The sequence below is a fragment of the Bradyrhizobium sp. Gha genome (genome assembly GCF_900113735.1).
Lineage (GTDB): Bacteria > Pseudomonadota > Alphaproteobacteria > Rhizobiales > Xanthobacteraceae > Bradyrhizobium.
The window spans coordinates 415121-440670 of sequence record NZ_FOQM01000003.1; the positions used below are offsets into that span (position 1 = coordinate 415121).

A 25550-nucleotide genomic window follows, 5' to 3' on the forward strand; every position below is an offset into this window, starting at 1 on the left:
GGCATGCAGCCAGCAGATAAGCACGAGGGGACGACGACAAAGCCCTTTGCGGGCCTCAGGGTCCTGGATTTTTCGACCACCATCGCCGGCCCCCACTGCGCGCGGATGCTCGCCGACATGGGCGCCGAGGTCATCAAGATCGAGACCGATGGCGGCGAGACGATGCGGACCCGGCCCCCGCTGCGTAACGGCTGCAGCACCGTCTTCGGCCAGCTGAATGTCGGCAAGAAGAGCGTCGTGCTCGATCTCAAGTCCGAGGACGGACGAGAGGCGGTGCGCCGGCTGGCGGCGACTTCAGACATCCTGGTTGAGAATTTTCGCCCGGGCGTGATGCGCCGCCTGCGGCTCGACTACGACAGCCTGCGTTCGGCCAACGAGAGGCTGATCTACTGCTCGATCTCCGGCTACGGCCAGAGCGGTCCGTCCGCCGAGCTGCCGGCCTATGCGCCGGTGATTCATGCGGCCTCCGGCTACGACATGGCGCATCTCGCCCACCAGCCCGGCCGTGACAGGCCGGACTATTGCGGCATCTACCATGCCGACGTCGTCACTGGCACATACGGCTTTGGCGCGATCGCCTCCGCGCTCTATCAGCGCACGGCGACCGGGCTCGGCCAGCACATCGACGTCTCCATGCTGGAATCGATGCTGACGCTGATGGTGATCGAATTGCAGAGCTCGCAATTCGCGGTAAAGCCGCCGCCGCGCCCGATGTTCGGCCCGACCGAGACCGCCAGCGGTTTTGTCATGATCACGGTCGCCAGCGAGAAGACGTTCCGGTCCCTGATGGGCGTGATCGGCCGGCCCGAATGGATCTCCGATCCACGCTTCTCTTCCTATGCCCCGCGGCGCGAGAACTGGGCCGACATGATGGACGGCGTCGAAGCGTGGTCGCGACAACTGTCGACCGACGCATGTCTTGTCGCCCTGAGCGCGGCCGGCGTGCCGGCCTCGGCCTATCGCACCATCAAGGAAGCCCTTGATGATCCGCAGCTCGCGCACCGGCAGGCACTCTCATCGGTGGAGGATGGAGGCGGCGCCTTCAGGGTGATCAATCTGCCATTCCGGATGACGGGAGCCGACACCACGCCAGGCAAGACCATGGCCGAGCTCGGCGAGCACACGCGCGCACTGCGCGAGGAGATCGGCCTCGGCGAGGCCGCGCCACTTTAAGCGACGCGGCTAGCGGGTTTGTCTCGTTCCGCCGGCCATGGCATGGTGGCAGCGATAACGAGAAGCATGCCGGGAGGATTCCAATGAAGAGTTTCAAGGTCGCCGATTTCAAGGCGCCGCTGCAGGAGTTCGACGAGGCGACGCCGCAACCCCAGGGCACGCAGGTCCTGATCAAGGTGAAGGCCGCCGGCGTCTGCCACAGCGATCTCCACATCTGGGAAGGCGGCTACGATCTCGGCCATGGCCGCAAGCCGCTGTCGCTGAAAGATCGCGGCATCAATTTGCCGCTGACCATGGGGCATGAGACCGTCGGCGAGGTGCTGGCGTTCGGTCCGGACGTGAAGCCGACCGATCAAGGCGAGCTCAGGCTCGGCGATACCGGCCTGGTCTATCCCTGGATCGGCTGCGGCAAATGCACGACGTGCCTGGCCGGTGACGAGAACATGTGCCTGACGCCGCGCTCGCTCGGCGTCTATTGCGACGGCGGATATTCCGATCACATGCTGGTGCCGCATCCGCGCTATCTGCTCAATCTCAAAGGGCTCGATCCGGCGTCGGCCGCGCCCTACGCCTGCTCGGGCGTCACCACCTACAGCGCGCTCAAGAAGGTCGAGCAGTACTTTGACACGCCCATCGTGATGTTCGGCGCCGGCGGCCTCGGCCTGATGGCGCTGTCGCTGCTGAAGGCAATGGGCGGCAAGGGCGCGATCGTGGTCGACATCGACGCCAGGAAGCGGGAAGCCGCCGAGAAGGCGGGTGCGCTTGCGACCGTCGATCCCAAGGCGGGCGACGCGCTGGAGCAATTGGCCAAGAAAGCGGGCGGTCCCATCCGCGCCGTGATCGACCTCGTCGGCAATGCCGCAACGACGCAGCTCGGCTTCGACTGCCTGACCAAAGGCGGCAAGCTCGTCATCGTCGGCCTGTTCGGCGGGGGTGCCACCTGGGCGTTGCCGCTGATCCCGATCAAGGCCGTGACGATCCAGGGCAGCTATGTCGGCAATCTGCGCGAGACCCAGGAACTGCTCGATCTGGTGCGCACCAAGAACATCGCGCCGATCCCGGTGACGACGGCGCCGCTCGACAAGGCCAACGAGGCGCTGGTGCAGCTGCAGCAGGGCGCGGTGGTCGGGCGCACGGTGCTGACGCCGTAGTTCGGCGCTCTCTCCTCAGTCATTGCGAGCGAAGCGAAGCAATCCAGAGATGCGTCCGCGGGGGCAGTCTGGATTTGCTTCGTCGCAAGAGCTCCTCGCAATGACGACTCGCAAGACGACGTGGCTAATTCCCTTCCTCGAGGCCTCTTAAATGTCCGCAAACAACGCCTTCCACATTGCCGTGCTCGCCGGTGACGGCATCGGTCCCGAAGTCATGGCGCCCGCGCTCGAAGTCCTGCGCAAGATCGAGGCGAAGTCGGACTTGCGCTTCCGCTTCACCGAGGCGCCCGCCGGCGCCAACAATTATGTGGCGACCGGCAAGTCGATGCCTGACTCGACCATCAAGCTCTGCGAGGAGGCGGATGCGATCCTGCTCGGGGCCTGCGGCCTGCCGTCGGTGCGTTACCCCGACAATACAGAGATCGCGCCGCAGATCGAGCTGCGCTTCATCTTCGATCTCTATGCCGGCGTGCGGCCGGCCCGGCTGATACCCGGCGTGCCGAGCCCGATCGTCGGCGCCGACAAGCGCGGTATCGATCTCGTCGTGATCCGCGAGTCCACCGAGGGCCTGTTCGCCTCGATGGGCAAAGGCGTCGTCACGCATGACGATGCGCGCGAGACCATGGTGATCACGCGCAAGACCTCCGAGCGGCTGTTCGATTTCTCGTTCCGCCTTGCCGAGCGGCGCAAGGCGCGCGGCAAGCAGGGCGCGCTTGCCTGCGTCGACAAGGCGAACGTGTTCAAGGCGTTCGCCTTCTTCCGCGGCATCTTCGACGAGATCGCGAAGAAACATCCTGATGTGAAGACCGATCGCCTCTATGTCGACGCCTGCTCGGCGATGCTGGTCAAGCGTCCCTGGGATTTCGACGTAATGGTGATGGAGAACATGTTCGGCGACATCGTCTCCGACATCACCGCGAGCCTGATCGGTGGCCTCGGCATGGCACCCTCAGCCGACATCGGTGACAAGTACGCCGTGTTCCAGCCCTGCCACGGCACCGCGCCCGACATCATGGGACAGGGCAAGGCCAATCCCACGGGCATGATCCTGTCGGCGGCGATGATGCTGGACTGGCTTGCCGACAAGCACGGCGCCGAGAGCGCGACGGAGGCGGGCGAAAGAATCGAGCGCGCGGTGGATCGGGTCTATGCCGACGGTCTCAAGCCGATCGAGTTTGGTGGCAGCAACGGCACGGCCGACATCACGAAGGCAGTGCTCGCGGCGCTGTAGCCCCCCGCAAGAGAAAGGGGCCTCGCGGCCCCTTCGTCGTCACCAGCGGCGCCAGTGGCGATGGCCCCAGCCCCACGGACGCGGGCCGTAGAACCGGCGAGGGGCGTAGAAGCCATAAGCGCCGTAATAGTTCGGGCGCCACCAGCAGCGGCCCCATGGATTACAAACCCAGCGCACCTGATCGACAGGGGCGGCCGGACCGCTTGCGACCTTGTCGGCCTGCGGAATGCCGTTCGGCATCGCTGCGAGCGCTTGTCCCGACGCCAGCGCCACGCTGCCGAGGGCAGCCAGACCAAGAACAGCCAATTTGAGTTTCATCGCGATCTCCCTCGTTGGTGCCGGGAGAACTTGCGGCAAATCAGTTGGTTGCAGTCGCAGCGCTGTCCGGCGAGGAATTTAATCTTCGTGAATGAAGGTTCAGCTTCCCGCGCCTCAGCGTCACTTCCCCGAAAACTGCGGCTTGCGCTTCTCCATGAAGGCCTGCCGGCCCTCGCGGAAATCGCTGCTGTCCATACAGGCCGTGCCGATCGCCTTGACGGCGTCCATGTCGCGAGCGCTCTCGTCCTTCAGCACCTGCGCGATGGTGATCTTGGCGGCCTTGATCGCGAGCGGCGCGTTCTGCGCGATCGTGATGGCGATCGCCATGGTCTCGCCCCAGAGCTGCTCGTCCGGGATCACGCGTTCGACGAGACCGATGCGCAGCGCCTCCGTGGAATCGATGCGCATGCCCGTGTACATCAGGAGCCGTGCCCAGGACGGACCGACCAGCGACACCAGGTGCTTCAACCCGTCATAGCCATAGGCGATGCCGAGCTTCGCCGCGGGAATGCCGAATTGGCTGTCATGCGCCGATATCCTGATGTCGGCGAGCATCGCGAGCTGCATGCCGCCGCCGAGGCAAAAGCCCTGGATGCATGCGATCGTCGGCTTCGGGTAATCGGCGAGCAGCGCGCGCTGGGCGGCGCTGCGCCTGCCATACTCTTCGGACGCCGCCGCGTTATGCCTGACCTTCTCGAACTGGCTGATGTCGGCGCCTGACACGAACGCCTTGCCGCCGGCGCCACGCAGGATCACGACGCGCACCGCGTCGTCGTCGCGCAAGGCCGTCAGCGCTTCGCCAAATCCCTCCCACATCTCCAGCGACATCGCGTTGCGCTTGTCGGGATTGTTGAAGGTGATGATGCCGACGCCGTCGGTGACCTGTTTGAGGATCTTGCCGTCAGCATAGGGAGTTTCTTGGGACAGATCAGGCATCGCGCGCTCGCTCGTCGGTTGGCGAGGCGTAATGTGCTGTCAGGCCGGGGCCCGGGTCAATCGTGGCGGGGGATGCAGGCTTGCATCCGCCCGTCCCGCGATTGCATGCCTACTGCGCCATCCTATTGGGCCATGTGCGCGGTCAGCGGATGGTTGCCGGCATTGCTGAAGAAGGCCGCTTCTTCGGCCGTCGCCTCCAGCAACTGCTCGTCCTGATTATAGACGTCGTTGCGGAACTGGATGGTCTGGTCCTTGGTCATCCAGGCCGTCAGATAAATCCAGGCCACCGGCACCTTCCTGGCCATGGCGACCTCCTGATGCTGACCGGTCGCGATCTCGGCGTCGATCGCTGCGCGCGTCCATTTCGGCTGGTCCTTGAGCAGCCAGGCGGCGAGATCGCGCACATTGTCGACACGGGAGCAGCCGTGGGAATCGAAGCGGTAATCGTCGCTGAACAGGCTGCGCTGGTTGGTGTCGTGCATATAGACCGAATACGAATTCGGCATGTCGATCTTCACCGCGCCTAGCGCGTTGAAGCTGCCGTTCTGCTGGCGCACGGTGAAATTGGGCGTGTGCGCGCCCGACCAGTCGACCGAATGCGGATCGATCGGATTGTCGTGGCCGTCGAGCACCTCCATGTGCATGCGCGACAGATAGGTGGGGTCCTTGCGCATATGCGCGGAGATCTCGGTCTTGGTGATCGAGGACGGCACCGTCCAGGTCGGGTTGAGGACGACGCCGGTGATCTCCGCCGTCAGCGTCGGCGAGGGCTTTTCGGTCTTGCCGACGATGACACGATAGCGCCGCACCACGACGTCGTTCTCGACCGCTTCGGCAAAGGCCGCGGGGATGTTGACCACGACATAGCGCTGGCCGAAGCTGAAATTGGTGTTCTCGAGCCGCTCGAGCGAAGCCTCGAGCTGGCGAATGCGCTTCTGCACCGGGACATTCATCGCGGCGAGGGTGCGCGGCGTCATCGTGCCGGTCGGCGCAAGTCCGTGGCGGACCTGGAAGCGTTTCACGCCATCGGAGAGATCCTGGTCGAAGGCGCCGCTCGCCTTGTCGGCCGCGAGGTCGCCGGTGAGGATCAGGCGCTTGCGCAGCAGATCGTCATTGGGGCCCTGGACGCCGGGTGCGAACTTGGCGTCCGCGGGGATCGTCGGCCAACCGCCGCGCACCGCCAGATCGGAATAGCTCAGCGCCGCGTCCTTGATCCGTTGGGCGGTGCCCTCGTCAAACGTCGGCTCATGGGTCAGCGCCAGCGCTGCGGCCGAGCGACTCTCGGCCGTTGAGGCCGCTGCCGCAGCCGCGGCCTTCGGGACGGCGGCGTGGGCCGGGTTGGCGGCGGCCGGGACAGTGCCGGACGGGGCGGCGGCCTTGGGCCCGGCCTGACCCGCGGTCTCGGACTGCGCGAATGCGGACGCGCTGGGGAGGAGGCCCATCGCGAACAGATTCATGGCAATGATCAAGGCATGGCATTTCGGCATCTGTCTGGTCTTTCCCGTGAGGTCGAGGCCCCCGACGGGCGCTCGCATCGGCAATGTTCGGCAGCCCTTGCCACCGACGCTGATTCGCTGAAATCGGCGGGACGCTAGGGCATCGGGGTTACGGTCCCACTAAGCAAGTCGTCTCGAAGCCCCGCGCGTGCTGCGCCGGGGGCTCTCTCGATTGGGTCGCAGCAAGGCTGGGACGGGTTCGCGAAATCAGCGATCGACGGCCGTCAAAAAGCCAATGAAGGCAAAAAAAATGGGCGGCCACGCCGCCCCAAGAAGCAAAGCTCGCGCACAGGTGGCGCGCAGACCAAATCTGATCTCGTCAACTTCCAGACATCATGCTCCCAGACATCATGTCCCAGGCATCAGGTCTCGCCCAATCCAGCCGCGCCCGCGACGCGGCGGATTGAACATCGGCCATGAAGGCCGGACCTTCGACCGGCTCAGCTCTCGTTGGCCGCGATCGATTCCATCAGCGAGACGAGCTGACGCTGCACCGTCTGATCCTTGATCTTGCTGTAGGCGCGCAGCAGGCGGAGGCTGAAAGCCGAGTCCAGGAACAGGAGGCTTTCGACTTCGCGGGCCTTGTTGTCGCCGTCATAGAAGAAGGTCACCGGCACATCGAGGGCGGAGGCGATCTGCTGAAGCCGAGCCGCGCCGACGCGATTGACGCCCTTCTCGTATTTCTGGACCTGCTGGAAGCTCACCCCGAGCTTTTCGCCGAGCTCGGCCTGCGAGATCTTCATCTCGACACGCCGCAGACGGATGCGCTTGCCAAGCTCGATGTCCGGCTTGCCGGCGCTGCGCTGCTTCATTCTCTTCGCCGCTGCTTTCATTTTCGTTTTCACCTTTGTTCTTCGGTTGAAAATCCCCCGAAGAGCTGGGTCAGGGGTTCGCCCATATACGAGTCCTTGAACTCATGCGGATGCACGAATTCTTCCTTAAACCACGGGAAGCGAGCCGGATTGAAAGCTTCGATCAGCCAGTCAATCATGTGCCGCACGCGGGGAATCCGGCCGCTACCAGGATGGTACGACAACCAGATATCCAGCGGTCGGTTCAACTCGACCTCCAGTGGAATCAGTTTCCCGCCAAGCGCAATGGCGTAACTCGGGAATACGCCGATTCCGGCGCCATTCGCGACAGCCCAATAGTTGGCGCTCGAGACGTTGGTCTTCATGACCAGAAGGTCACGTTCCGGAACGCCCGGGAAGAAGCTCTCAAAGCTTTCCTTCGCGGCGATCTGATCGGCGAATTGCAGCACCAGGCGATGCTTGATCAATTCCAGAGCCGAGCGCGGCGCGCCATATTTCTCGACGTAACCCTTGGAGGCCCAGAACATCAAATGCATGCGGCCGAGCCGCACCAGCTTGACGTCGAGCGCCGAGGGACGCGACAGATGGATAGCGACGTCGGCCTCGTGGCGGGAAACGTCGGCCGAGCGCATCGCGCAGTGCAGGTCGACCAGGACATTCGGATAGGCCTGCTGGAATTCGACGAGCCGCGGGGCGAGCCAGAACGTGCCCAAGCCTTCCGTGACGGCGACGCGGACCTCGCCGGTGAGCGCGTTGGCGGTCGAATCGCTGGTGCGCAGCACGTCGAAGGCCGCCGCCTCCATGCGCTCGACGGCGGAGACGACCAGTGCGCCTTCATCGGTGAGGTGGGTGCCGTGGACGTCGCGGGTGAAAAGAGTTGTGCCGGTCTGGCGTTCGAAATCATCGATGCGCCGGCGCACAGCATTGATCGACAGGGACAGGCGTTCGGCCGCCGAGCGAAAACTTCCGCATCGAACGACTTCCAGGAAAATGCGGGCCGCGTCCCAATCGGAGAGGCCGCTGATGTTTGTCTTTAGGCGTTCTTCCCGTGGAACGCCCCTTTCCGCTAAGGAGTGCATACAAGTCCCTTCGGCTTGCTAAACTGGCAGAATCTAGCGCAAACCACAACCACGGCGGGTTGCGGGGTGGCGAGTTTTGAACGCCATACTTACCGCGCCCGAGATGGTATTTGGGTGTGTCTGGAGCTGGGAATCGGGCTCATTCTTGCCCGGAAGAGGGGTAGACGTGCATTCCATTGCGAGCCCTGGAATGGCTGCGGGAATTGCGGGGTCCCTACGGACCGCAGGGTGGCGTGCGGGATTTGCGCGTGTCCCCGGAATGCATCCATCGCATCTCTGTAATCGGCTTTCGCCGCATCAACCGCAGAGCGATGCCGTCTGGAACCGCAGTTTCGACGCGAAAACGCATTGAAATCGTCTTCGAGGGCACGGACTCTCCGTGCTATCCTCGGTTCGCTTTGGGGGCCGAGGGGATCGCTTCAAGCACGTCTCGCAGCCCGAACTAACGGAAAGAACTCCGGTGTCGCATTCAGACCAACAATTGCAGTCGGTGCTCGAGACGCTCGAGGAGTGCCGCAAAGTTCTTAACGAGAGCAACAGCCGTGAATCGGCTGAGCTGCTTTCGATCGTCATCCTCGACGTGAGAATGAAGCTCAAAGGAATTGACAGTGCCGACCTCAAGGCGCTGTGCGACGAAATGCTGCGGAGCGCTGCCAGCGAGCCGCTATCCCCCTCCAAGCAGACGCAGGACCAGCCCCGGCGTCCGCTGCTCCGCGTGGTGAAATAGCCGCGCCGCCTGATCTCGCTTTTTGGCGAGATTTGTGCGCGTCCCGATGCCGTATCTGTGATCGCAGATGGCATCGGGAGGAGCCCTGGTTTGATCGCGCCTCTGTTGCGCAATCCCCGGCATCGGCTACACCAGAGCCGGTTCGGCTCCGGTCCCGCGCGCGTTCCCCGCGCCCGGCCCGAGGGCCCGGGATGGTTCCGACTGCATCATGCAACATGTTTCGATTACGGCCGCGCTGATTGCCGGTCTCGTCAGCTTCCTCTCACCCTGCGTCCTGCCCCTCGTCCCGCCCTATCTGATCTATCTCACCGGCGCCACGATCGAGCATGTCGAGAGCAATGAGCCAGATACGGCCTCGAAGCGCGCGATCATGATGGCGGCGCTGCTGTTCGTGCTCGGCTTCTCCACGGTGTTCGTGGCGCTCGGCGCCAGCGCCTCCCTGATCGGCGCCCTGATCCGCGCCTGGTCGGCGGAACTGTCGATCCTCGCCGGCATCGTCATCATCATCATGGGCCTGCACTTCCTCGGGCTGACGCGGATCGGCCTGTTGATGCGCGAGGGCCGCTTGACCGCGCCAAAACCCGTCGGGCTGTGGGGCGCCTATGTGATGGGGTTGGCCTTTGCATTCGGGTGGACGCCCTGCATCGGCCCGATCCTCGCCGCGATCCTCTCGATCGCCGCGGCCGAAGCGACGGTGACGAAGGGCGCAGGGCTGCTCGCCGTCTATTCCGCAGGCCTCGGCATTCCCTTCCTCATCGCAGCGCTGATGATCGAGCAATTCTCGAAACTATTCGCCCGCATGAAGGGCCAGCTCGTCAATGTGGAGCGCGCCATGGGCGTGCTGATGGTGATCACCGGGATCGGCTTCCTCACCGGCGCGGTCTCCAATGTGAGCATCTGGCTGCTGGAGACGTTTCCGGCGCTGCAGACGATCGGATAGGGCGCGCGGCTCCTCATGGGCCGCGTTCCGAGAATAAAGCGAAGCGCTTCGGGCGATCGTTATTGTCGGCTTGTGGGCCCAAAGCCGACGCCATCAACCTGACTATCGGAAGGGTCACATTCCCGCTTGCCAAGCTTTGCAGCACGATACAACCTGTAGTAGATTTAGTCTGTTACGAGTTGCAAACTGCTTTGAGCGGAAATTCGCTGCCAAGCCTCTGCGGTCCCGCGCGAGCCATTTCAAAGACTCCTTGCGAAGGATTACTTTTAATGGACATTCCAGCGATATTGAGCGCCGGTGCCATCGGCCTAGGTTTTCTTTTAGCGTTTTTGACCTATCTCCTGCTACGAGGTGGCGCGAGAGGTACGCCTATTTACGTTTTCATGTTTTTCTGCTTTGCCCTCGTCTTGGTCGGCGCCATATTGCAGTACATGGCGTTCGACGCGCGATCTCTGCAGAGGCAGGTGAACACTCTGCAAGTTGAATTGCAGCAAGCAAATCAAGGTAAGCCCGCCACCGAGCAAGAGCTGCAGAAGGCGAGGAGTTATGCTGATGCATGTCAACAAAAATCGCTTGCCCTAGAGAAAGATTTGGCGCGCGCACATCAAGTTATGTCTGGAATTGCAGCCGTCATTCCGGAGTCGATCAAGAACCTGCAAGATGTAAATACTATACTCACCGGGAACTACTGTTCGGGCGGCTCGTCTGGAGTTCCTATCTGGGGTGGCAGAGGAACGACGGCTGCAGCGCAAAGTACAAAGGTGATCAGTAACCTCAGTGCCGCAAAGAGTGCGATCGAAAGCGTCGTGCCTCAAAAATGATTGCAATTCGGTCAATCTGACCTCCCTTGCAGCCCTCATAGTGGGCCGGGTGCCACTTCAACTCGGCAGATAGTCCTCTGGCCCAAGGACGACATGCCTTCGTATCCGAATGATGTCTCCTGTTGCGACAACTGCGGACACGAAGAGCGTTAAGCCCAGTTCTAATTCACCGCGAACCGCGCCAGCGCCTTGCGGTCGATCTCGACGCCGAGCCCGGGACCGTCGGGCACACGAACGACGCCCTTCACATGCTCGATCGGCTGTTTCAGAATTTCCTGCCGGATCGGATGTTCGGTACGGTCGAATTCGAGCAGCGGCTCGAGCGGCGCCAGCGAGGTCGGGGTGTGCGAGGGCAGCACGGCGAGGAGCTGAAGCGAGGCCGCGATCGCGATGCCGGTGCCCCAGACATGCGGATTGTAGCGGATGCCGAAGGCCTCGCTCATGTCGGCGATCTTCTTGCATTCGCTGAGACCGCCGGCCGCGCAGGTGTCGGGCTGGGCGATATCGAGCGCGTGCGAGGCGAACAGATCGCGGAAGCCGAAGCGCGTGAACTCGCACTCGCCGCCGGCGATCGGGATCGTCAGCCCGGATTTCACCGCGCGATAGCCCGCAACGTCCTCCGGCGGTACCGGTTCCTCGAACCATTCGATGTCGTGGGCCTCGATCAGCCGTCCGAGCCGGATCGCAGCGACGGCGTCATAGGCGTGGTTGGCATCGACCATCAGCGCGACATCAGGGCCGATCGCCTCGCGCACGGCGCGCGTAACCGCGGCATCCTCCGCGATGCCAAAGCCGACCTTCAGCTTCACGGCGCGAAAGCCTTCCGCGGCATAGGAGGCCGCTTCATCCGGCAGGTATACGAGCGGATTGCCGGATTTGCGCCGGTAAAGTCCGGTGGCATAGGCCTGCACCTCATTGCGCGCCGCGCCGCCCAGCAGCTGATGCGCGGGCACGCCAAAATGCTTGCCCTTGATGTCCCACAACGCGATGTCGATGCCGCTGAGGCCCTGGATCACGACGCCCTTCTGACCGTGGTCGCGTAAACGCGCGTAGATCGTCTGCCACAACACATCGGTGCGCAGCGGATCTTCGCCGATCAGCCAGGATGCGACGTTGTTCACCACGGCCGCCGTCATCCGCGCCGGGCCGTAGCATTCGCCCCAGCCGGTCAGGCCGGTGTCGGTCTCGATCTCGACCAGCATCGCGGTGCGGGTGTCGTACCAGGCCCGCGAATAGGCAAAAGCTTGCGAGAGCTTCGCCTCGAGGATGTGGCTGCGAACCGCCGTGATCTTCATCGCCGATATCCTCCGTTCACCGCTCCCCATCCAGAGCGCAAATTACCGTGCAGATCACGCCGCGCGGCAAGAAGTCCACCGTTGCCTCGCCGCCGAGCTGATCGCGTGCGCTGCGCTCGATCAGGCGCGAGCCGAAGCCGCGCTGCACGGGCGCCGTCACCAACGGGCCGCCGAGCTCGGTCCAGATCAGCCGCAACCGCGGCTTCGGCGCATCGGACATGACCTCCCATTCCAGCGTCACTCGGCCGATCTCGTTGGACAGCGCGCCGTATTTCGCGGCATTGGTGGCGATCTCGTGCACGATCATCGACAGCACCACGGCAAGTCGCGGCGACAGTGGCACCGCGGGGCCGGCGATCCGGATTCGATCGGGATTTGCGAGCAGGAACGGCCGGAGCGCGCGCGCGATCACGTCCCGCAGCTCCGAGCCGGCCCACTTCTCCTGGCTGAGGAGATTGTGCGCTTCGGCGAGCGCGCCAAGGCGGCCCTCGAACTTCGTTCGCTCGTCGCGGCTTGCGCTGCGAAACGTCTGCACCGCGATGGCCTGCATCAAGGCGAGCGTATTCTTGACGCGGTGGTTGAGCTCCTCGATCAAGAGACTGTGCAGCATCTCCCCGCGCGCGATCGTTGTCGCCATCCGGACCGCAAAGGTCAGGCCGACAAGCAGCAGCACGCCGCCGATCAGGCTGGTGATCGCGATGTTGCGCCACAATGGCGCGATCAGCGAGCTCTCGGTGACGCCGGCAACGACCGTCCAGCCCGTCAGCTGCGACCGCGTATAGGCGGAGGACAATGCGACACCATCGAGCGAAACGGTCGAGAGGGTGGCTTCCGGCGTGCGAAACATGATGTCGTACAGCGCGCCCGACGCCCTCTTGCCGAACGTCTCGGCCGGGTTGGGAGCCCGAGCAAATATCAGGCCTTTTGCGTCCAGAAGCGACACGGTCCATCGATCATTCGGCCGCTGCCGCTCGACAAGTTTCTGGAATATCGCAATGGGTGGACTGAAGGACAGCGCATAGACGACTTCGCCATCGCGCAGCACGGGGACTTCGACCGTCACAATGGGCCGTTTCTTCGTCGCCCCGATGAACAGATCGGAATATTGCGGCGCCTTGCTCGCGAACACCCGCTCGACGATCTCGTGGTTGTTGCGTGGCGGCAGGTTCGTCGTTTCGGTCGTCGCCGTCGAGAACAGCTGGTGCCCGGACCTGTCGGCCAGCAGCAGGACGCTGTCCTCGCCATACTGACTGATGAAGCCGACGGCCAATCGGCGGAAGCCGTCGAAGTCTCCGTTGCGCAAGGACTCGCTGAGCGCGAGCACCTGCAGTCCGCCCGTCATCCGCTGCACCTCGGAATCGAGCACGAGGCGCATGCTTCGCACCGTCTCGAGCACCCGGCGTGTCGCATCGCTGCGGTCCTGACGATAGTTGGAATAAGCGAGGCCGACGGCAAAGGCGATCAGCGGCAACATCGTTCCCGTGACCAGGAGAGCGAGCCGGACCGGCAGGGAGAGCTTTGACAAACGCGGGCGTCCCGGTTCCGGCGCTGCGGCGCCGGATTATGGTTTTGTCAAACCATACGGGCAGTATCTGAGCTGCGCCACGATTTTCGTGTCCGGGGAGCGGATCGGGGACATTTTGCAGCGCAGTCGCCGGCGCTTCAGCTCATGCTGATGGCGGTGAGCAGCAGGCACACGGCATACACCGCCGCCAGGCTCAGCCCAGCGATGCGGGCTTCTCGATGCGATGTCATGTGATGAACTCCGCAGGAGCGACCGCCCTCTCGGGGCGGCCGCCCGTGCGTCACGCCTTAATCAATTTCCTGCACGACCGCTCGCGTGCCGGGATCCACCAGCATCACGCGATCGCCGGAATAGACGTAGCGATACTTTGTCAGGGACGGACCCCAATCTTCCGGAACCGCCTCGAGCGTGACGTCGCTCGGAACCGTGGCGCCGACGACGATCTTCTCCTTCGTCGTCACCGGCCGCAGATGATGTTCGGTGACGTAGGATTTGATCCGCGTCCGGTATTGCGGCTCGATTTGAACCGCCGCGGCATGACTGGTTCCGGTCGTCGTCACCACGGTCGATTGCGCGAACGCGCCGGTCGAGATCATCATCACTGCTGCGGACAGCAGGAACAGCTTCTTCATTTTGTCCTCCTCACGAATAAGCCCCGCACTAACAGCTCACCGCAGCTGACGTTCCCGGCCGATAGGAACAAATTGCTAGTTTTTCCTGTTTGTAGATGGACCGGGCGCCGAATGTCCGGCAATTGGAGGAGGAGAGAATGAAGTTGAGGATCGCAACCGCAGCCGTGATGATTGCTGCATTCACCGTGCCGGCGTTCGCGGCCGACGAATTCTACGTCGTGCAGGACGTCAAGACCAAGAAGTGCACGGTCGTCGACAAGAAGCCGACCGACACGAGCATGACCGTCGTCAGCCCCTCGGGCGCGGTCTACAAGTCGCGCTCGGAGGCTGAGAGCAGCATGAAGACCGTCAAGGTCTGCACGTCAAACTGAGGAGGACGACAAAATGCCAGTGTTGATTTTGTGGGCCGTCCCCGCCGTGCTGGTGATCGGCGGCGGCATCTATTTGATCGGCCATTTCCACTAGAGCATGATCCGGAAAAGTTTTCCGAAAATCATACGCAAACAAGGAGCTAAAGCGCGATGACGATTCGACCCAATCTCATCGCGCTTTAGGCAAATAGCAACAGGCTTTGCGATCGCTCGCAACGCCTGTTGCAACGAATGTTGGACTCTCAGAGATTGCTCTCGGTGATGGCGGCGTAGACCATGCTGCGCAGCTCGCGCCGGAGCGGGTAGGCGCTCGACGGCAGCACCTGCGTCATGAAGATGGTGATCAGCTCCTCGGCCGGATCGATCCAGAACGAGGTCGTCGCCGCGCCGCCCCAATTGTATTCGCCGGGGCTGCCGGCGATCAGGGTCTCGGCGGGACGCATCGTCACCGCAAAACCGAGGCCGAAGCCGATGCCGTTGTAGGTCGCCTCCGAGAACAGCGAGCGCGACACATCAGGCAGCGCCTGTCCGCCGGGAATGTGATTGCTGGTCATCAGCGCCAGCGTCTTCGGTCCGATCAAGCGTACGCCGCCAAGCTCGCCGCCGTTGAGCAGGGCGCGGCAGAAGGTGAGATAGTCGGCCATCGTCGAGCACAGCCCACCGCCACCGGAGATGAAGGATGGCGGGGACAGGAACGAGCTCTTGGTCGGATCGTCCTGGAGCGTCAGGCCTTCGCGGCGCTGGCCGGCATGGAATGTAAAGCCACCGCTAGGATCGGCGTTGTAGCAGGCGGCGAAGCGATGCGCCTTCGAGGCCGGCACATGAAAATCGGTATCGGTCATGCCGAGCGGATCGAGGATGCGTGTTTTCAGGAATTGCTCGAACGGCATTCCCGAGATCTTGCCGACGAGATAGCCGATCACGTCGGTCGAGACCGAGTAGTTCCAGGACTCGCCCGGCGAGAACTCCAGCGGAATTTTTGCGAGGCTCTCGATCATGCCATCGAGCGTGCCCGATTTCTCGACCTCGCCGATCTTCTCAGCGCGATAGGCGGCATCGACATTGGAGCGCTGCTGGAAGCCGTACGTCAGCCCGGAGGTGTGGCGCAGCAGGTCGACGATCAGCATCGGCCGGGACGGCGGGCGGGTCAGGAAGTTGGGGTGGGTGCCAGCGACGTACACGCCCAAATTCTTCCATTCCGGAATGTACTTGGAGACGGGCTCGTCGATCGCGACCAGGCCTTCCTCGACCAGCATCATGAAAGCGACGCTGGTGAGCGGCTTGGTCATGGAATAGATGCGATAGATGGTGTCGTCCCTGACCGGCACCTTGCGTTCGACATCGGCAAGGCCCTGCACCGAGCTGTGGGCGATCTTGCCGCGGCGGTAGACCAGGAGATGCGTGCCCGGGAAGCGGCCGGCATCGATGTACCTGACCTTCAGATGGGCATCGACACGGTCGAGCGCGGCCTTGGACAGGCCCACGGATTCGGGCGAGGCGGGGGTCGGGGCGAGCATCAGTTCCTCCGGGCAGTTTTTCTCGGACGTTGATAGCCGAAATGATGGCCCCATTCCAAGCGGGTCGCGCTTAACGCTGGGCTGCCTGATGGTGTAGATTTCAGCCGGGGACGCCAAGGAGCCCGACCGGGCCAACGAGAAAACCGAGGGCAAACGCACCATGACCCAGTTCAACGAGACTGAACTCACCGACGCCGTCATCAAGAGCTTCGACAACACCCCGGATGCGCGTGCGAAATTCCTGCTCCAGGAATTGGTGAAATCGCTGCACGATTACGTGAGCAAGACCGGTCTCACCTTCGAGGAATGGGAATACGCCATCGATTTTCTGACCCGCACCGGCCAGAAATGCACCGACACCCGCCAGGAGTTCATCCTGCTCTCCGATGTGCTCGGCGTCTCCATGCTGGTCGACGCGGTCAACCATCGCGACCGCGACGGCGCCACCCAGACCACCGTGCTCGGCCCGTTCTATGTCGGCGAGCACAAGGTGACCGCGCACGGCACCGACATCTCGCCGAACAATCTCACGGGCGAGCGGATGTTCGTGCAGAGCCGCGTTACCGATCTTCACGGCAAGCCGCTTGCGAACGTTCCGGTCGATGTCTGGCATGCCGACGATGACGGCTTCTACGATTCACAGAAGGCGAACTATGACGAGGTCGGTGCCTCGGCACGGGCGCGCTTCATCACCGATAGCGACGGCCGCTTCTTCTTCCGCACCATCCTGCCGTGCAGCTATCCGATCCCGACCGACGGGCCGGTCGGCGAGATGATCGTGCAGACCAGGCGCCACCCGATGCGCCCGGCGCATGTGCACTTCCTGGTCAATGCAAACGGTTATGAGCCGCTGATCACGCACGTCTTCATGGAGGGCGACAAATATCTGGATTCCGACGTCGTGTTCGGGGTCAAGGACGATCTCATCGCCAAGATCGAGCCGCGCAATGACCCTGAGATGCCCGACGGTGCCAAGGCGAACGGGCGATGGCATCTGATGAGCTATGAGTTCCGTCTCAAGCCGGGCGGCGGCATTGCGCCCCGGCCGCTTGGGACCAAGGCGGCCGAGCCGGCCTGACGACACTTTTTAGGCATTCGCTCATTTGTTGTGCGTGGCACAAGGAGTGAGCGAATCGTCATTCAAGAATTGGGCGCGCCGCGCCTTTTTGATGCAATTTTGGGCGCGCCCAATATTTCATCATACAATCTAAGTCATTGTTTTTCGGTGGTTTCTTAAGAGTGAGAGAGCTGGCACAGAGCTTGAATAGCAGGCTCTGACGCCACCGACGCCGTCACTCGACATCATCAATCAGCATCGTGAACTCGCCGCCGGGGTGAAGCCTCGGAGCATGCTTCCGCGCGCGGAGGCCCAGACTGCAACGACGCAGCGGCGCGACCAAAAGGGATTATCAATGACGAAGGATCCGTCTCTGAATCAGACGTGGATTTCTGACTGGCGCCCCGAAGATGAGGCGTTCTGGAATGCGGGCGGCAAAGCCGTCGCCCGGCGTAACCTGATCTGGTCAATCGTGGCCGAGCATATCGGCTTCTCGGTGTGGCTGATCTGGAGCATCGTCGCGACCAAGCTGCCGCAGGCAGGCTTCCACTACTCGACCGACGAACTGTTCCAGCTTGTCGCCGTCCCCGGCCTGATCGGGGCGTTGATGCGCTTTCCCTATACCTTCGCGGTCACCACCTTCGGCGGTCGCAACTGGACCATCTTCAGCGCGGCGATCCTGTTCATTCCGACCTTGTCGCTTGCTTACTTCGTGAGCCACCCCGACACGCCGTTCTGGCTGATGCTGCTCGTTGCGTCGACCGCCGGTCTCGGCGGCGGCAATTTCGCTTCCAGCATGACCAACATCTCCTTCTTCTTCCCGGATCGCATGAAGGGCTGGGCGCTCGGCCTGAATGCGGCCGGCGGCAATATCGGCGTCTCCAGCGTGCAGCTCCTGACGCCGATCCTGATGACGCTCGCCGTCATCAACCTGTTCCAGGCAGCGCCGGTCGGCGGCGTCTATCTCCAGAACGCAGGGCTGATGTGGGTGCTGCCGATCGCGATCGCGGTGTTCGGCGCGGTGTTCTTCATGAACAACCTGACCTCGGCCAAGTCGTCGATCAAGAACCAGCTTGCCATCGTCAAGCGCAAGCACACGTGGATCATGGCCTTCATCTACATCGGAACGTTCGGCTCCTTCATCGGCTACTCCGCCGCGTTTCCGCTGCTGATCAAGACGCAGTTTCCCACGGTCACGATCTCGATCGCGTTTCTCGGTCCGCTGGTTGGCTCGCTGTCGCGTCCGTTCGGCGGCTGGCTCGCCGATAAGGTTGGGGGCTCCATCATCACCTTCTGGAATTTCATCGCGATGGCGGCCGCTACGATCGGCGTGCTCTACTTCGTCGGGCAGAAGGACTTCACCGGCTTCCTTGCGATGTTCCTGATCCTGTTCCTGACGACGGGAATCGGCAACGGCTCGACCTACCGCATGATCCCCTCGATCTTCCGCGAACAAAACCTGTTCAAGGTGCGCGGCAAGGGCGATGCAGCGCGGGCAATGGCGCTGAAGACCGCGAGCATCGAGAGCGGCGCCGCTGTCGGCTTCATCGGTGCGGTCGGTGCTGTCGGCGGCTATCTGATCCCGAGCAGCTTCGGCAAGTCGATCGCGATGACGGGCGGACCGCAGGTCGCGCTCGCCATCTTCCTCGCCTTCTACGCCGTCTGCCTTGGACTGACCTGGTGGTTCTATCTGCGTCGCAGCCCGCAGGCTGCAGGCGCGCCAAGCCTCGCCGAGGCTCGCGTCTGACACTCGTTACGAAAATCGCTTCTCTCCGCACGCGGGGAGAAGCCGCTCTGATGACGTTTGAACAATGAACTTTTTCCGCAACGGCGCGGACGAAGGCAGACCGAAACAGACAGGACAACATCATGACTCCTCAGCAGATCGCCCTCGTGCAGCAAAGCTTCTCCAAGGTCGCGCCGATTTCAGAAGCTGCCTCGCAGCTGTTCTACGATCGCTTGTTCGAAGTTGCCCCTTCGGTGCGCGCGATGTTTCCCGAGGACATGACCGAGCAGCGCAAGAAGCTGATGGGCATGCTCGCCGCCGTCGTCGGCGGCCTGTCGAATCTCGAAACGATTCTTCCGGCGGCGTCGGCGCTCGCCAAGCGTCACGTCGCCTACGGCGCCAAGGCCGAGCACTATCCCGTGGTCGGCGCGACCTTGCTGTGGACCCTGGAGAAGGGCCTTGGCGAGGCCTGGACGCCCGAGCTCGCCACCGCCTGGACCGACGCTTACGACGTGCTGTCCGGCTACATGATATCCGAGGCCTACGGCTCAGAGGCGCAGGCCGCCGAATAGGAGATGCCTTGTGAGCGAACCGCTGGTCATCGTCGGTAACGGTATGGCGGCAGCGCGTCTGGTCGACGAGCTCGCCAAGACTGCGCTCGGCCGCTATGCGGTCGCTGTGATCGGCGAGGAGCCGCGGCTCGCTTACAACCGCGTGCTGCTCTCCTCCGTGCTGGCCGGCGAGACCGGCTCGCACGAGATCGAGCTCCGGCCAGCCGATTGGTGGCGTCATCGCGGGGTCACCGTGCGCTACGGCTATCGCGTCACCGAGATCGACACCGGCCGCCGCGAGCTCAAGATCGCCGGCGAGGAGAGCATGGAATATTCCAAGCTCGTTCTCGCCACGGGATCGACGCCGCTGCGCCTGAACGTGCCGGGCGCCGATCTCGCCGGCGTACACACCTTTCGCGACACCCGCGACGTCGACCTGCTGCTGACGCTTGCAGCGGCGAAGAAGCGCGTCGTCGTGGTCGGCGGCGGGCTGCTCGGCCTTGAGGCGGCCTACGGTCTTGCCAAGGCCGGTGCGCCCGTGACGCTGCTGCATCTGATGGACCGGCTGATGGAGCGCCAGCTCGATGGGCCGGCTGCCGGTCTGCTCAAGATGCTGGTCGAGCGCAAGGGCATCCGCATCATGCTCAACGCCTCGACCGCCCGCATCGATGGCGAGCGCCAGGTCGAGGCCGTCGAGCTTGCCGATGGCAGCCGGATCGAGGCGGACGCCGTGATCTTCGCCGCCGGCATCAGGCCCAACATTGCGCTCGCCAAGGAAGCCGGCATCGCGGTCAACCGCGGCATCGTCGTCAACGACGTGATGCAGACTGCGTCTGCCGACATCTACGCGCTCGGCGAATGCGCCGAGCATCGCGGCACCTGTTATGGCCTGGTCGAGCCCGCCTACGAGCAGGCGCGCGTGCTGGCCCGGCATCTCGGTGGCCGGCCCGCCGCCTATCAGGGCAGCGTGGTCTCGACCAATCTGAAAGTGTCCGGTGTCAGCGTGTTCTCCGCCGGCGACTTCATGGGCGCCGACGGCAGCGAGAGCCTCGTGCTGTCGGACCGCAGGCGCGGGACCTACAAGAAGCTCGTCATCGCCGACGGATGCCTGACCGGCGCCGTGCTGATCGGCGATACTGCGGAAGCACTCTGGTATCTCGAGCTGATCCGCACCCGCGAGAAGATCGCGAGGTTCCGCGCCGACATGATGTTCGGCCGCGCGCTCGCGATTCCTTCGAAGGCTGCCTGACATGACGGCGATCGATCCGGCGCTCCGCGCCACCAAGACGACTTGTCCCTATTGCGGCGTCGGCTGCGGCGTGCTCGCAACGCCCGACGGCGCCGGCGGTGCGGCGATCGCCGGCGACCCTGAGCATCCCGCCAATTTCGGCCGGCTGTGCTCGAAGGGTTCCGCGCTCGGCGAGACCGTCGGGCTCGAGAGCCGGCTGCTGCATCCGATGATCCGTTGCAAGGGCGTGCTGGAACGCGTTGCCTGGAGCGATGCGCTCGATCACGTCGCCCATCGCATGCAGCACATCATCGCGCGCGACGGCGCCGATGCGGTCGCGTTCTATCTCTCCGGCCAGCTCCTCACCGAGGATTATTACGTCGCCAACAAGCTGATGAAGGGCTTTGTCGGCACCGCGAATGTCGACACCAATTCGCGGCTCTGCATGTCGTCCTCGGTCGCCGGCCACCGCCGTGCCTTCGGGGCAGACACCGTGCCGGGCTGCTATGAGGATCTCGACCAGGCCGATCTGCTGATCTTCGTCGGCTCGAATGCGGCCTGGTGCCATCCCGTGTTGTTCCAGCGCATGCTGAAGAACCGGCAAGAGCGCGGCGCGCGGATGATCGTGATCGATCCGCGGCGCACCGATACTGCGAGCGACGTCGATCTGTTCCTCGGGCTCAAGCCCGGAACCGACACCGCGCTGTTCTCGGGCCTGTTCGTCCACCTCGCCGACAGCGGCGCGCTGGATCACGGTTACATCGCGAAGAACACGTCGGGCTTCGACGACGCCCTCGCACGCGCGCGCAACATCGCCGGCAGCGTTACGGCGACTGCGCTGGCGACAGGCCTCTCCGAGCAGGACGTCGCAACCTTCTTCAGGATGTTCCGCGACACCGAGCGCGTCGTCACGCTCTACTCGCAGGGCGTCAACCAGTCGGCGCAGGGCACCGACAAGGTCAACGCGATCCTGAACTGCCATCTCGCGACGGCACGCATCGGCAAGCCGGGCGCTTCGCCGTTCTCGCTCACGGGGCAGCCCAATGCGATGGGTGGCCGCGAGGTCGGCGGCCTCGCTAATATGCTGGCCGCGCATATGGGCTTCACGCCGCCGGACATCGACCGCGTCAGGCGGTTCTGGAAGGCGCCCCGCATTGCCACCCATGAGGGGTTGAAGGCGGTGCAGCTGTTCGAGGCGATCAATCGCGGCGAGGTCAAGGCGCTGTGGGTGATGGGCACCAACCCGGCGGTGTCGCTGCCCGACGCGGACATGGTGCGCGCTGCCTTGAAGAAGCTCGAGTTGTTCGTCATTTCCGAGAACGTGGTCTCCAACGACACGGTCGAAGCCGGCCCGCATGTGCTGCTGCCGGCGCTCGCCTGGGGCGAGAAGTCGGGCACCGTGACCAATTCCGAACGCCGCATCTCGCGCCAGCGCTCGTTCCTGCCGGCGCCGGGAGAGGCGCGGCCGGACTGGTGGATTTTGAGTGAGACCGCCAAGCGGCTCGGCTTCGGCGACAGTTTCAATTACAAATCCGCCGCCGAGATTTTCCGCGAGCACGCCGCGCTCTCGGCGTTCGAGAACAATGGCAGCCGCGATTTCGACATTGGCGCGCTGACGTCGCTGTCCGATGAAGCCTTCGATGCCCTGACACCGGTGCAATGGCCCGCGCGCGAGGGCGAGGCTCCGGGCGAACGCTTCTTTGCGACGGGGGGCTTTTTCACGAACGACGGCAAAGGCCGCTTCGTCGCGCCTGAAGTGCCGGCGCTGCGCAGCGAGACCGGGCCGTCGCGTCCCCTCAGGCTCAACACCGGGCGCATCCGCGACCAGTGGCACACCATGACGCGCACGGGCCTCAGCCAGCGGCTGGGGGCGCATCTGCCCGAGCCGTTCGTCGAGATTCATCCTGACGACGCCAGCAAATACGGCATTGCCCATGACGGCTATGCCCGCGTCACCACCGATTTCGGTCAGTGCATCCTGAAGGCCGTCGTCAGCGAACGGCAGCAGCGCGGTACCTTGTTCGTGCCGATCCACTGGAGCGGGACGAACGCCTCGCACGGCCGCGTCGGTGCGCTGGTCGCATCATTCACCGATCCGTTCTCGGGGCAGCCGGAATCGAAGGCCACGCCGGCCGCGATCGCGCCCTATGAATTCGTGTTCCGCGGCTTTGCGCTCTCGCGGAAGCAGCTCCAGCTGCCGCCGAACGTTTTATGGACCCGCGCGACTGTCGCCGGCGGGTTCGGCTATATCTTCGCCGACAACGCGGACCTGTCGCGCTGGCCGGCCTGGCTCGACGGCCTCGCTGGCGAGGACGTGGCCGACTATCGAGATTTCGGCGGCGGCGTTTATCGTGCGGCGTCATTCGCCGGAGATCGCATCGAGACCTGCCTGTTCGTCGGCCCCGCGCACGATGCGGGCGACTGGGAGGTGGTCAAGAGCCTGTTTGCGGCCGATCGCGTCACCGATGATCAGCGCCGCCTGCTGCTGTCAGGCAAGTCCGGCGAGGGCGCCGCGGCGACCGGCCCGGTCGTCTGCGCCTGCTTCGGCGTCGGCCGTGGCACCATTTGCGATACCATCGCAGCAGGCGCGCGCACCGCCGCCGAGATCGGAGCCAAGCTCAACGCCGGCACCAATTGCGGCTCCTGCATTCCCGAGCTGAAGCGCCTGATCGGAGCGAGCGAGGCGATGCCGGTGAAAGAGGCCAAGCTCGCTGGTGCGGCAGGGTAGGCCCAGCTCTTTTCATCGTCATTGCGAGCGCAGCGAAGCAATCCAGAGTCCCACCTCGGAAAGATTCTGGATTGCTTCGCTGCGCTCGCAATGACGGTGCTGAGGCAGGTGAATGCGATCTGCCGATCGTCGTGCGTAAGTCAGGACCCATTACCCCGATCCGCGTTGTCGAAGCGCAGTGTGGTCACTATCTACCGTGGATCCTGGCTTCCACCAGGACGACGTGGGCAGCTGAGATCGGAGACAAACATGCACACGCACCCCTTCGGCAAGTCAGGCGCCAACGTCTCCGTGATCGGGCAGGGGACCTGGTATCTCGATCACGGTGACCGCAAACGCGCGATCGCGGCGCTTCGGCGCGGGCTCGATCTCGGCATGACCCATATCGACACCGCCGAGATGTATGGCGATGCCGAGCTCGTCATTGCCGATGCGATCGCGGGCCGCCGCGACGAGGTGTTCCTGGTCTCGAAGGTGTTGCCGAGCAACGCCTCGCGCCGCGGCACCATCACGGCCTGCGAGCGCTCGCTGAAGCGGCTGAACACCGATCGGCTCGACTGCTATCTGCTGCACTGGCGCGGTTCGTATGATCTTGAAGACACCGTCGCCGCATTCGAGGAGCTGGTGACATCAGGCAAGATCAAATCCTGGGGCGTCTCGAATTTCGACGCCGACGACCTCGACGAAATCTTGGAGGTTTCGGGCGAAGGCAAGATCGCCTGCAATCAGGTGCTCTATCACCTGAGGGAGCGCGCGATCGAGCATGCGGTGATCCCGTGGTGCGAGCGGAACGGTGTCGCGGTCGTCGCCTATTCGCCGTTCGGGCACGATGATTTTCCGGACGAGCGCAGCAAGGGCGGCGCGGTGCTGGCGCGCATTGCGGAGGCGCGTCGCGCCACCCCGCGTCAGGTCGCGCTGAGTTTCCTCACCCGTACCACTACGGTGTTTGCGATCCCGAAGGCGTCGTCCGCGGAACACGCCGGCGAAAATGCGGCCGCCGGCGATCTCGTTTTGACGAAAGAAGAGATTTCGGCGCTGGATGCGGCGTTTCGGCGCGGTCCGAAGCCGCGCAGCCTGCCCATGCTGTAGTGCACAATCCTGCATTATTAATGGAGTATTGACGCGCGCGGACGTGAGCGCATATCGGCATCCTGTTTTCGGAAGTTGTGAAAGCGGCCCATTTGTCGTTTTTTACAATCGTTCCCGAATCGAAATTCCCAGGTTTAGCCGTGACACCGCCGCCCGCCGCAGCCGCAAGGCTCGATAGTATTGCCATGCCTGCCGTGCCGGAGAAAAAGCAGGAGGCTCGCCGTGCGCCTGGGCGCGTCGACCATCCCTTCAAAGGTATCGCGCTGGTGCTGCTGTCAACCGTGTTCCTCGGTTGCTCCGACGTCACAGCGAAATATCTTTCGTCGAGCCTGCCGTCGATCGAGATCACCTGGATACGCTTCCTGACATTCGCGCTGATGTTCGTGCCGGTGATGCTGCCGGGCTCGCCGCTGCATGCGATGCGCACCGAACGCCCGGGGCTGCAATTGATGCGCGGTGTCGCATTGCTCGGCTCCTCGCTGTTCTTCATCACCGGTCTGCGTTTCCTTCCCATCGCGGAGGCCTCTGCCACCGGTTTCGTCTCGCCGCTGTTCGTCACCGCGCTCTCGATCATCTTCCTCAGCGAGAAGGTCGGCATGCGGCGCTGGATCGCAACAGCGATCGGCCTCGTGGGCGTGATGATCATCCTGCGGCCGGGCTCGAGCGCGTTCCATGTTGCGGCCTTCTTTCCGATCGTCTCTGCCTTCTGCTGGGCTGCCGCGTTGATCATGACGCGCATGATGAGCGGGCGCGAAGCCGTTCTCACGACGATGGCATATTCGGCGTTGACGGGCGTTGCGATCCTCAGCGTGATGGTGCCGTTCGTGTGGGTGACGCCGACCTGGACCGGCATTGGCCTGGGCATCGTGATCGGCGTTGCCTCCACCGTCGGCCAGTGGATCATCGTGCTCGCCTATCGCTACGGCGACGCCTCGGTGCTGGCGCCGTTCTCCTACACGCAATTGCTCTGGGTCAGTATTCTGGGCTTCTTCCTGTTCGGTGAAGTGCCTGATGTCTGGACCGTCACCGGCGCCGCCTTCATCGTCGCCAGCGGTCTCTACATCGCCCATCGCGAGCGCATTCGCCGTGCCCAGCTCCTGGTGCAGGCTGCGCGTTCTCCAAACCCCTGACGCAAGATTGCGCGTCC

23 protein-coding genes are annotated in these 25550 nt (G+C 63.5%); 14 read left to right on the forward strand and 9 right to left on the reverse strand.

Annotated elements, in window-relative coordinates:
- The first annotated feature begins 3 nt into the window (after positions 1–3).
- From BM222_RS07670 to BM222_RS07680, 3 genes are all read left to right on the forward strand, one after another.
- Positions 4–1173, forward strand: a complete 1170-nt coding sequence (locus BM222_RS07670; RefSeq protein WP_092227771.1) for a CaiB/BaiF CoA transferase family protein — start codon at positions 4–6, stop codon at positions 1171–1173.
- 83 nt (positions 1174–1256) lie between these two features.
- Positions 1257–2324 carry an alcohol dehydrogenase gene (locus BM222_RS07675; RefSeq protein WP_092227654.1) on the forward strand — a complete coding sequence of 356 codons (1068 nt, stop codon included), beginning with the start codon at positions 1257–1259 and terminating at the stop codon, positions 2322–2324.
- 151 nt (positions 2325–2475) lie between these two features.
- Positions 2476–3555: an isocitrate/isopropylmalate dehydrogenase family protein gene (locus BM222_RS07680; RefSeq protein WP_092227655.1), complete on the forward strand. Its 1080-nt coding sequence runs from the start codon at positions 2476–2478 to the stop codon at positions 3553–3555.
- Positions 3556–3594: 39 nt separating this feature from the next.
- Here the strand turns inward: BM222_RS07680 and BM222_RS07685 are convergent, their stop codons facing one another.
- The 5 genes from BM222_RS07685 to BM222_RS07705 form a co-directional block, all read right to left on the reverse strand.
- Complete coding sequence (locus BM222_RS07685) at positions 3595–3873, reverse strand: hypothetical protein (protein WP_092227656.1); 279 nt, start codon at positions 3871–3873, stop codon at positions 3595–3597.
- A gap of 120 nt (positions 3874–3993) precedes the next feature.
- The gene (locus BM222_RS07690; RefSeq protein WP_092227657.1) at positions 3994–4809 is read right to left on the reverse strand and encodes an enoyl-CoA hydratase; all 816 of its coding nucleotides are present in this window, start codon (positions 4807–4809) and stop codon (positions 3994–3996) included.
- A gap of 122 nt (positions 4810–4931) precedes the next feature.
- Complete coding sequence (locus BM222_RS07695) at positions 4932–6344, reverse strand: L,D-transpeptidase family protein (protein ID WP_244547029.1); 1413 nt, start codon at positions 6342–6344, stop codon at positions 4932–4934.
- 401 nt (positions 6345–6745) lie between these two features.
- Complete coding sequence (locus BM222_RS07700) at positions 6746–7117, reverse strand: helix-turn-helix domain-containing protein (protein WP_020608151.1); 372 nt, start codon at positions 7115–7117, stop codon at positions 6746–6748.
- Positions 7118–7146: 29 nt separating this feature from the next.
- On the reverse strand, positions 7147–8196 hold the full coding sequence (locus BM222_RS07705) for a LysR family transcriptional regulator (RefSeq protein WP_092227658.1): 1050 nt from the start codon (positions 8194–8196) through the stop codon (positions 7147–7149).
- 460 nt (positions 8197–8656) lie between these two features.
- Between BM222_RS07705 and BM222_RS07710 the strand changes: the two genes are divergently transcribed.
- From BM222_RS07710 to BM222_RS07720, 3 genes are all read left to right on the forward strand, one after another.
- Positions 8657–8923: a hypothetical protein gene (locus BM222_RS07710; protein ID WP_092227659.1), complete on the forward strand. Its 267-nt coding sequence runs from the start codon at positions 8657–8659 to the stop codon at positions 8921–8923.
- A gap of 208 nt (positions 8924–9131) precedes the next feature.
- Positions 9132–9863, forward strand: coding sequence for a cytochrome c biogenesis CcdA family protein (locus BM222_RS07715; protein WP_092227660.1), 732 nt, complete (start codon positions 9132–9134; stop codon positions 9861–9863).
- Positions 9864–10132: 269 nt separating this feature from the next.
- The gene (locus BM222_RS07720; protein WP_092227661.1) at positions 10133–10684 is read left to right on the forward strand and encodes a hypothetical protein; all 552 of its coding nucleotides are present in this window, start codon (positions 10133–10135) and stop codon (positions 10682–10684) included.
- 161 nt (positions 10685–10845) lie between these two features.
- Here BM222_RS07720 and BM222_RS07725 read toward each other — a convergent pair whose 3' ends face one another.
- The 3 genes from BM222_RS07725 to BM222_RS07735 form a co-directional block, all read right to left on the reverse strand.
- On the reverse strand, positions 10846–11979 hold the full coding sequence (locus BM222_RS07725; RefSeq protein WP_092227662.1) for a mandelate racemase/muconate lactonizing enzyme family protein: 1134 nt from the start codon (positions 11977–11979) through the stop codon (positions 10846–10848).
- 16 nt (positions 11980–11995) lie between these two features.
- On the reverse strand, positions 11996–13453 hold the full coding sequence (locus tag BM222_RS07730; RefSeq protein ID WP_092227663.1) for a sensor histidine kinase: 1458 nt from the start codon (positions 13451–13453) through the stop codon (positions 11996–11998).
- A gap of 338 nt (positions 13454–13791) precedes the next feature.
- On the reverse strand, positions 13792–14136 hold the full coding sequence (locus BM222_RS07735; protein ID WP_092227664.1) for a DUF1236 domain-containing protein: 345 nt from the start codon (positions 14134–14136) through the stop codon (positions 13792–13794).
- Positions 14137–14273: 137 nt separating this feature from the next.
- Here BM222_RS07735 and BM222_RS07740 point away from each other — a divergent pair, with 137 nt between their 5' ends.
- Positions 14274–14507: a hypothetical protein gene (locus BM222_RS07740; protein ID WP_092227773.1), complete on the forward strand. Its 234-nt coding sequence runs from the start codon at positions 14274–14276 to the stop codon at positions 14505–14507.
- A 242-nt stretch (positions 14508–14749) separates the two neighbouring features.
- On the opposite strand, the gene BM222_RS07745 is transcribed toward BM222_RS07740, so the two are convergent.
- The gene (locus BM222_RS07745; protein ID WP_092227665.1) at positions 14750–16024 is read right to left on the reverse strand and encodes a serine hydrolase domain-containing protein; all 1275 of its coding nucleotides are present in this window, start codon (positions 16022–16024) and stop codon (positions 14750–14752) included.
- A gap of 160 nt (positions 16025–16184) precedes the next feature.
- On the opposite strand from BM222_RS07745, the gene BM222_RS07750 reads away from it, so the two are divergent.
- The 7 genes from BM222_RS07750 (at position 16185) to BM222_RS07780 (ending at position 25533) form a co-directional block, all read left to right on the forward strand.
- The gene (locus tag BM222_RS07750) at positions 16185–17102 is read left to right on the forward strand and encodes an intradiol ring-cleavage dioxygenase (protein ID WP_092227666.1); all 918 of its coding nucleotides are present in this window, start codon (positions 16185–16187) and stop codon (positions 17100–17102) included.
- Positions 17103–17436: 334 nt separating this feature from the next.
- Positions 17437–18828 carry an MFS transporter gene (locus BM222_RS07755; protein ID WP_092227774.1) on the forward strand — a complete coding sequence of 464 codons (1392 nt, stop codon included), beginning with the start codon at positions 17437–17439 and terminating at the stop codon, positions 18826–18828.
- Between the two features lie 122 nt (positions 18829–18950).
- A complete protein-coding gene (locus tag BM222_RS07760; protein WP_092227667.1) occupies positions 18951–19379 on the forward strand; it encodes a globin family protein in 429 nt (142 codons plus the stop codon).
- A gap of 10 nt (positions 19380–19389) precedes the next feature.
- Positions 19390–20607, forward strand: coding sequence for an NAD(P)/FAD-dependent oxidoreductase (locus BM222_RS07765; RefSeq protein ID WP_092227668.1), 1218 nt, complete (start codon positions 19390–19392; stop codon positions 20605–20607).
- Between the two features lies 1 nt (position 20608).
- Complete coding sequence (locus BM222_RS07770) at positions 20609–23314, forward strand: nitrate reductase (protein WP_092227669.1); 2706 nt, start codon at positions 20609–20611, stop codon at positions 23312–23314.
- 249 nt (positions 23315–23563) lie between these two features.
- Complete coding sequence (locus tag BM222_RS07775) at positions 23564–24403, forward strand: aldo/keto reductase (protein WP_092227670.1); 840 nt, start codon at positions 23564–23566, stop codon at positions 24401–24403.
- A gap of 185 nt (positions 24404–24588) precedes the next feature.
- Positions 24589–25533: a DMT family transporter gene (locus BM222_RS07780; RefSeq protein WP_177243074.1), complete on the forward strand. Its 945-nt coding sequence runs from the start codon at positions 24589–24591 to the stop codon at positions 25531–25533.
- The last annotated feature ends 17 nt before the right edge of the window (positions 25534–25550 follow it).